Origin of the sequence: Thauera phenolivorans, from assembly GCF_001696715.1 — a bacterium.
GTDB lineage: Bacteria > Pseudomonadota > Gammaproteobacteria > Burkholderiales > Rhodocyclaceae > Thauera > Thauera phenolivorans.
On record NZ_MBFM01000005.1, the window covers coordinates 540,693 to 548,412 of the forward strand.

Annotated in this window: 6 protein-coding genes; 1 reads left to right on the top strand and 5 read right to left on the bottom strand. The window is 71.0% G+C overall.

The genetic code is table 11. The features are described from left to right. Nucleotides 1-28: 28 nt before the first annotated feature. Entirely contained in the window at nucleotides 29-808 is a 780-nt protein-coding gene (locus BB334_RS15605; protein ID WP_068809402.1) for a sulfite exporter TauE/SafE family protein, read from the bottom strand. A gap of 107 nt (nucleotides 809-915) precedes the next feature. Here BB334_RS15605 and cysB point away from each other — a divergent pair, with 107 nt between their 5' ends. Then, nucleotides 916-1,863, top strand: coding sequence for an HTH-type transcriptional regulator CysB (cysB, locus tag BB334_RS15610; protein WP_068809491.1), 948 nt, complete (start codon nucleotides 916-918; stop codon nucleotides 1,861-1,863). Between the two features lie 281 nt (nucleotides 1,864-2,144). On the opposite strand, the gene BB334_RS15615 is transcribed toward cysB, so the two are convergent. From BB334_RS15615 to BB334_RS15630, 4 genes are read right to left on the bottom strand one after another with little or no spacing between them, the layout of a single operon-like run. Further along, complete coding sequence (locus BB334_RS15615) at nucleotides 2,145-3,119, bottom strand: asparaginase (RefSeq protein WP_068809403.1); 975 nt, start codon at nucleotides 3,117-3,119, stop codon at nucleotides 2,145-2,147. A 53-nt stretch (nucleotides 3,120-3,172) separates the two neighbouring features. Further along, nucleotides 3,173-4,918 carry a cation:proton antiporter domain-containing protein gene (locus BB334_RS15620; RefSeq protein WP_068809404.1) on the bottom strand — a complete coding sequence of 582 codons (1,746 nt, stop codon included), beginning with the start codon at nucleotides 4,916-4,918 and terminating at the stop codon, nucleotides 3,173-3,175. A gap of 44 nt (nucleotides 4,919-4,962) precedes the next feature. After that, nucleotides 4,963-6,786 (bottom strand): ABCB family ABC transporter ATP-binding protein/permease, encoded by a 1,824-nt coding sequence (locus tag BB334_RS15625; RefSeq protein WP_068809405.1) that lies wholly within the window; start codon nucleotides 6,784-6,786, stop codon nucleotides 4,963-4,965. A gap of 57 nt (nucleotides 6,787-6,843) precedes the next feature. Beyond that, complete coding sequence (locus BB334_RS15630) at nucleotides 6,844-7,482, bottom strand: LysE family translocator (protein WP_068809406.1); 639 nt, start codon at nucleotides 7,480-7,482, stop codon at nucleotides 6,844-6,846. Between the last annotated feature and the right edge of the window lie 238 nt (nucleotides 7,483-7,720).

Genomic DNA, 7,720 nt, shown 5'->3' on the forward strand with positions numbered 1-7,720 from the left:
GTTCGTGGGTTCTTGTCGGTGTCGGCGCTCAGTGGCCGATCAGCTTGGCGCCCACCAGCACCAGCATCGTCGCCAGCATCGGGCGCAGCACGCGGTCGGGCACCTTGGTCGAGATGTGGCTGCCGAGCCAGATCCCGGGCAGCGAGCCGATCAGCAGGCTGCCGAGCAGCAGCCAGTCGACCGAGCCGAGGATCCAGTGGCCGATGCCGGCGACCAGGGTCAGCGGCACGGCGTGGGCGATGTCCGAGCCGACGATGCGCAGCGCCGGCATCGTGGGGTAGAGGAAGAACAGCACGGTGACGCCGAGCGCGCCGGCGCCCACCGAGGAGATCGACACCAGCACGCCGAGCACGACGCCGGTCAGCACCGTCAGGCGGGCGGTGCGCACGGGATTGGGCGTGCCACCGAAGCGGGCAAGCGCGTAGGCCTGGATGCGGCTACGGAACACCAGCGCCACCGCGGTCAGCAGGAGCGCGATGCCGAGCGCGAACTTGATCAGGCCGGCGGCCTCGGCGAGGCCGCCGGGGGCGAAGAAATGCACCGCCACCAGGGTCGCCGTCGCGGCCGGGATGCTGCCGCTTGCGAGCCGCTTGGTCACCGTCCAGTCCACCGTGCCCTTGAGGCCGTGCACCAGGGTGCCGCCGCCCTTGGTGATCGCCGCATAGAGCAGGTCGGTACCCACCGCCACCGAAGGGTGGATGCCGAACAGCATCACCAGCAGCGGGGTCATCAGCGAGCCGCCGCCGACGCCGGTGAGGCCGACGACGGCACCGACGAAGAAGCCGGCAAGGGGGTAGGCGAAATCCATGGTCAGGGCTCGGTGCGTTCGATGGGACGCATCCTAAGGGGGAACGATAGGTGTAATAAGCAGGTCTGGATTAGAATGAAAGAATCAATGGTTATATGGAGCGCGCGATGAACATCCAGCAACTGCGCTACATCCACGAGGTGGCCCGTCGCGGGCTCAACGTGTCGGAGGCGGCGGAGGCGCTGTTCACCTCGCAGCCGGGCGTCTCCAAGCAGATCCGCCAGCTCGAGAGCGAGCTCGGGGTGGAGATCTTCGTGCGCCACGGCAAGCGCCTGGTGGCGGTGACCGAGCCCGGGCGGGCGATCCTCGAGATCGCCGAGCGCATGCTGCGCGATGTGGACAACCTGCAGCAGGTGGGCGACGAGTTCGCCAACGAGGCGGTCGGCAGCCTGTCGATCGCCACCACCCACACCCAGGCCCGCTATGTGCTGCCGCGTGTGGTGCGTGACTTCATGCGGCGCTACCCCGAGGTGAAGCTCTCGCTCCACCAGGGCAGCCCGCGTCAGGTGTGCGAGATGGTGCTCGACGGCAGCGCCGACATCGCGATCGCCACCGAGGCGATCGCCGACTACGAGGAACTGGTGATGCTGCCGTGTTATCAGTGGAACCGCTGCGTGATCGCCACCGCGCGCCACCCGATCCTGCGTGCCGCGCCGCTGACGCTCGAGGCGATCGCGCGCCACCCGCTGATCACCTACGACGACGCCTTCACCGGCCGCAGCGTGATCAACAAGGCCTTCCTCGGTCGCGGCCTGAAGCCGAACGTGGTGCTCACCGCGATCGACTCGGACGTGATCAAGACCTATGTCGCGATGGATCTCGGCATCGGTATCCTCGCGCGCATGGCTTACGACCCGGCGGTGGATCGCGGCCTCGGCATGGTCGATGCGAGCCACCTGTTCGCCTCGAGTACCACCCGCATCGGCCTGCGTCGGCGCGCCTGGCTGCGCGGCTATGTGTACGCCTTCATCGAGGGCTTCGCGCCGCACCTGTCGCGCAAGCTGGTGGAGCAGGCGATCGCGGGCAGCGCGGGGGGGGACGACTACCAGCTGTGAGCGGACCACGCGCCATCGGCCGTCAGCGGAGCTGTAGGAGCGCTGCCCTCAGCGCGATCGACGGCGGCTGTGGTGGTGACGACGGCTGCTATCGCCCTGGGTGCAGAGCGTCTCCGACGGGGCGCCCATTGCAGGCACCGTGGGGGCGCAGCCCCCTGCGCGATCGCGGCGGTGGTGTGGGCGGAGCGGCTGTTATCGCCCTGGGGGCAGGGCTCCTACGGTGCCTGCGATGATGGGGGGGCCGCAGTGGCGGGGCCCAGGCTAAGGGCGCGCCGATGCGCTCAGGGCGCGGCGAGAAGCTGCCGCAGCAGGGCGGGCTGCTGGCGCGCGAGGGCGAGCATCAGCGCCACCCGTGCCTGGGAGGCGGGCAGGTCGCCCACCGCCAGGGTGCCGAGCGCGGCGTCGTCGGGATGGCGACCGACCGCGCCGCTGCCGCAGCGCGAGGCGCGCATCACCGGGATGCCGGCGGCGGTGGCGCGGGCGATTGGCCCGCGCCAGGCCTGTGGCACGGTGCCGTTGCCGGGCAGCGCCAGCACCAGCCCTCGGGCGCCGGCCTGCAGCGCGGCCTCGAGCAGCGCGGGCGAGCTGCCGGCGGCGACGTGCAGGATCTCCACCATCGGCAGCTCGGTGAGCGCCGCGGGGTCGACCAGCGCGCGCTGCGCCGGCGGCGGACGGAATAACTCCGGCCCGTTGGTGCTGCCGGCGGGGCCGCGGCGGTCGCCGGCGAAGGCGTCGAGGCGGCCGGTGTGCAGCTTGCGCAGCCCGACGGCATGGAAGATGGTGCCGCCGAGCGTCACCAGCACGCCGTGGGAGGCGCTCCCGGGCGCGGTGGCGAGGCTCACCGCATCGTAGAGGTTGGCCGGGCCGTCGGCGGAGAGCGCGTTGGCCGGGCGCATCGCCGCGGTCATCACCACCGGCTTTACCGTGTCGACCGCGAGCTGGAGGAAGTAGGCGCTCTCTTCCAGGGTGTCGGTGCCGTGGGTGACGACCACCGCGTCGAGTTCGGGGTCGCTCAGCGCCAGACGAACGCGGCAGGCGAGCGCGATCCAGTGGGCGGGGCCGAGGTCGCTGCTGTCGAGCGCGAAGAGCTGTTCGGCGCGCAGTTCGGCGAGTTCGCCCAGCGCCGGCACGGCGGCCAGCAGCGCCGGCGCATCGACCACCCCGGCGGCATAGACGCCGGGTTCTGCCGGGCTCGGTGCGAGGCCGGCGATGGTGCCGCCGGTGGCGATCACGAGGATGCGGGGGAGGGCGGACATCTTCGTCTCCTGTCGAGGTTCACGGGATCAACGGTGCGCACCGGCGGGCGCCTTCAGGCGGCCCCGCGCAGCGCGACGATGCGGCGCGCGCGCTCCTGCTCGAGCAGGCGGGCGGCGGCATCGGCCGGCATGCCGAGCGAGTCGAGCACGGAGGCGGTGAGCTGCAGGCTGGACTCGAGTGTTTCGGGCACCACCATCGAGGCGCCCGCCTCGTGCAGGACGAGCGCGTGCTTCTCGTCGCGGGCGCGGGCGATGATGCGGATGTGCGGCATCGCGCGGCGCACCGCCTGCACCGCATGCAGCGCGGCGGCGGTGTGGTCCATGGTCAGCACCACCGCCTGGGCGTGCTCCAGCCTGAGCTTGCGCAGCAGTTCGGGACGGCTGGCGTCGCCATAGACCGCCGGCACGCCGGCACTGCGCACCTGGGCGACCTGTCGGGCGTCGTTGTCGATCGCGACGTAGCTCACCCCCTGCTCGGCGAGCATCTGGCCGACGAGCTGGCCGACGCGGCCGTAGCCGGCGACCAGCACGTGGTGCGCGAGTTCGCCGAATTCGGCATCATCCGGCGCCTCGCGGCGGCCGATGCGACGGTCGATGGCGTCGCCGAGCTGCTGGCCGAAGCGCGCGACCGGCGGCGCGGCGAGCATCGACAGGCCGACCACGATCAGCATGAACTGGGCGACGTCGCGCTCGAGCAGGCCGAGGCCGAGGGCGAGGCCGACGACGATGAAGGCGAATTCGCCGCCCTGGCCGAGCAGCAGGCCGCCCTCGAGCGCGCGCCCCCAGGACAGCCCGAAGATGCGCAGCAGCACGAACAGGATGGCGGTCTTGAGCACGATCAGGCCGATCACCGACAGCGGCATCCACAGCGGGCTGTCGAGCAGGGCGCTGAGATCGATGCCCATGCCGACGGAGAGGAAGAAGAGGCCCATCAGCAGGCCCTTGAAGGGCTCGATGGTGACCTCGACCTCATGACGGAATTCGGTCTCGGCGATGATCAGGCCGGCGAGCAGGGCGCCGAGCGCCATCGACAGGCCCGCCGCCCAGGTCACCGCGGCGACGCCGAGCGTGGTGAGCAGGGTCAGCGCGGTGAAGGTGTCGGGCTGGCGAGTGGTGGCGATCTGGTGGAACAGCGGGCGCACCACCCGCTGGCCGACGAGGTAGAGCACGACCACCGTGAGCACGCCCTTGAGCGTGGCGCTGCCGAGCTGCCAGGCGAAGCTGCCGCCTTCGGCGCTGCTGCCGAGGATGCCGATCAGCACCAGCAGCGGCACCACCGCGAGGTCCTGGAAGAGCAGGATCGCGAACGTGGACTGGCCGAGCGGCGAGCCGAGCTCGCGACGCTGGATCAGCAGCTGCATGACGATCGCGGTGGAAGAGAAGGCGAGCACGACGCCGAGGATCACCGCCGCCTCGATGCCGTTGCCGAAGCGCCAGGCGAGCGCGCCGACCGCCGCCGCGGTGAGCGCGACCTGCAGGCCGCCGAGACCGAACACCTGGCGGCGCATCGACCACAGGCGCTCGACCGACATCTCCAGCCCGATCATGAACATCAGGAAGATCACGCCGAGCTCGGCGAGGGTCTCGACGCCTTCCGGGTGGGTGAAGGTGAACCAGTCCACCCAGCCGAAGTCGGTCGCGAGGCGGCCGAGCCCGTAGGGCCCGAGCAGGGTGCCGACGGCGAGGAAGCCGAGCACGGGGTTGATCCTGAGGCGCGCCAGGAGCGGGATGAGGACGCCGGACAGCACAAGGAAAAGGATGATTTCCTTGAGGAAGGGGAAGGCGGCGTGGGCGTCCATCGGGAGGCTCGGCGGTGCGGGACCGGGAGCTCCAGTGTAGCGGATCAGGCCGGGCCGCTGGCGTCCCCCGCTGCGCGCTCCTGCTGTTGCTGCAGCAGCCACATCTGCGCGTAGGCGCCGCCGCGGGCGAGCAGTTCGGCGTGGCGGCCGCGCTCGACGATGCGGCCCTGGTCGAGCACGATGATCTCGTCGGCGTCCATCACGGTCGACAGCCGGTGGGCGATGACGAGCGCGGTACGGCCCTCGGCGGCGAGCGCCATCTGGGCCTGGATCGCCTTCTCGGTGCGGGAGTCGAGCGCCGAGGTGGCCTCGTCGAAGATCAGGATCGCGGGGTCCTTGAGCAGCGCGCGCGCGATCGCCACGCGCTGCTTCTCGCCGCCCGACAGCTTCAGGCCGCGCTCGCCGACGCGGGTGTCGTAGCCCTCGGGCAGGCGGCGGATGAAGTCCTCGAGCTGGGCCGCGCGCGCCGCCGCCTCGACCGCGGCACGATCCGCGGTGGGGCGGCCGTACTGGATGTTGTAGAAGATGGTGTCGTTGAACAGCACGGTGTCCTGGGGAACGATCGCGATCGCGGCGCGCAGACTGTTCTGGCGCAGGGCGCGCAGATCGTGGCCGTTGACCCGGATCGCGCCCTGCTGGACGTCGTAGAAGCGGTACAGCAGGCGCGCCAGGGTCGATTTGCCGGAGCCCGAGTGGCCGACCACCGCCACCGTGTGGCCGGCCGGAATCGCGAAATCGACCTCGTGCAGGATCGGCCGCTTGGGATCGTAGGCGAAACCGACGCGTTCGAAGCGCACGCTCGCCGGGCCGGCGGGCAGCTCGAGCGCGTCGGGCGCATCGGCGATCTCGCGCTGCTCGTGCAGCAGGCCGAACATGCGCTCGATGTCGGTGAGCGCCTGGCGCAGTTCGCGATAGATCACGCCGAGGAAGTTGAGCGGGATGTAAAGCTGGATCATGAAGGCGTTGACCAGCACGATGTCGCCGATCGTCATCTCGCCGGTGGCCACTCGCGCAGCGGCCTGCCACATCATCGCGGTGACGGCGACCGAGATGATCACCGCCTGGCCGACGTTCAGCGCCGACAGCGAGTACTGGTTCCTGAGCTGCGCGGCCGTCCATTTCTGAAGCTGTTCGTCGTAGCGCCGCGCTTCCCACTCCTCGTTGTTGAAGTACTTCACCGTCTCGAAGTTGATCAGGCTGTCGACCGCGCGCACGTTGGCTGCGGAGTCGAGTTCGTTGGCCTGGCGGCGCAGCGCGGTGCGCCAGTTCGTCACCCGCACGGTGAACACGATGTAGATCGCCAGTGTGGACAACGTGATGAGGGCGAACACCGGGTCGTACTTGGCAAGCAGGATGCCGACCACGAGGCCGATCTCGATCAGGGTGGGAAGGATCGAGTACAGGGTGAAGCTGATCAGCGAGTTGATCGAGCGGGTGCCGCGCTCGATGTCGCGGGTCAGGCCGCCGGTCTGGCGCTCGAGATGGAAGCGCAGCGAGAGCGCGTGCAGGTGGCGGAAGACCTGCAGCGAGATCTCGCGCACCGCCTGTTGGGTCACGCGGGCGAAGACGAGCTCGCGCAGCTCGGTGAGCAGCGAGGTCGAAAAGCGCAGCACGCCATAGGCGAGCAGCAGCGCGGCGGGCACCACGATGAAGGCCTGGTCGGGCGTGACCGTGAGGCGGTCGATCAGCTGCTTGAAGATCAGCGGCACGCTGACGTTGGCGCCCTTCGCAGCGATCAGGCAGGCGAGCGCGAACAGCACGCGTCCCTTGTAGGCCCACAGGTAGGGGATCAGGCGCTTGAGCGTCTGCCAGTCGTGGCGTTCGGTCGGTTCGGGGCCGGGCAGGGCGGCGGCGGGGGCGCGTCTCATGGGCGGGGTGGTCCGGGTCGGTGGCGGGGGGCGGTCGCTCGGGAGCGGTCGCCGGAATCAGTCGTGCGCCCCGTCGAGCGCGAGGCGCAGGGCGAGGCCGAGGAAGATGAGGCCGGCGCCGCGGTCGAGCCAGGCGCCTGCCGCCGGACGGCGGGCGATGAGGCGGCCGACGCTGCCGGCGGCGAGCGCGATCGCGCCGAACACCAGCACGGTCTGGGCGGCGAACACGGCGCCGAGCGCCACCATCTGCAGCGTCGCCGAGCCGGCCGCGGGGCGTACGAACTGGGGCAGGAAGGCGAGGAAGAAGAGCGCGACCTTGGGGTTGATCGCGTTGGCGATGAGGCCGCGGCGCAGATAGCGCAGCCAGGGTTCGGCCGGGCGCGTCGCGGCGGCGTCGAGCCGGGGGGCGGCGGCGTTGCGCAGCGCCTGCCAGCCGAGCCACGCCAGCCAGGCGGCGCCGGCGAGCTTGAGCATGAGGAAGGCGGTGGGCGAGGAGGCGAGCGCGGCGCTGACGCCGAGCGCCGCCCACAGGGTGTGGGTGAAGCAGCCGAGCGCGCAGCCGAGGGCGAGACCGAAGCCGGCGAGACGGCCGCGCGCGAGGCTCTGGCCGAGCACCATCAGGTTGTCGGGGCCGGGCGCGAGGGTGACGACGATCGAGATGGCGAGAAATGCGGGGAGGGTGTCGAGGCTCGGCATGTGGACGGGGGGCGGCGGATCGGTCCCGGATTCTGTTGCTGCGGCCGGGCGGCGTCAAATCCGCGCGCCAGCGGTTGACGAAAAAAAGGCCTCGCCCGCCATGCACGGGAGAGGCCAAGAGGGTCGCTTGGGCGCTCGGCGCCGCCGGCCGCCGCGAAGGCGGTGCGGCGGCGCCGGCGTGCCGGTCAGGCGGCGGCGCGGCTGGGCTGCGGGCTGCGGAAGGCTTCCAGCAGCCTGG